Below are 228 nucleotides of genomic sequence, written 5' to 3'. Positions count from 1 at the left end.
GGGGCACATTCCGAGTTTGCAATTAAGCAATTTTTACGTGACAACGGTTTAACGGAAGATGAAATTCAACACGTAGAATTAGTAGTTATACCAAATGGAAGTGCAGAACAAATTTTACGTGCTGGTCAAGTTGATGTTGTCAACCTTAACGGAATTTCGAAGGATCGAGCTTTAGAAAATGGTGGTATTCGTCCAGTCTTCAAAGATATTGACTTGTTTGGTGAGTTT

1 protein-coding gene is annotated in these 228 nt (G+C 38.2%); it reads left to right on the top strand.

Annotated elements, in window-relative coordinates:
- Positions 1-228: hypothetical protein (locus tag R2R70_RS23855; protein WP_410979470.1), on the top strand; the 228-nt coding region annotated here is incomplete at both ends.

This window comes from Cobetia sp. SIMBA_158 (assembly GCF_046566945.1).
Lineage (GTDB): Bacteria > Pseudomonadota > Gammaproteobacteria > Pseudomonadales > Halomonadaceae > Cobetia > Cobetia amphilecti.
This window is presented reverse-complemented; position numbering and strand designations above follow the sequence as displayed.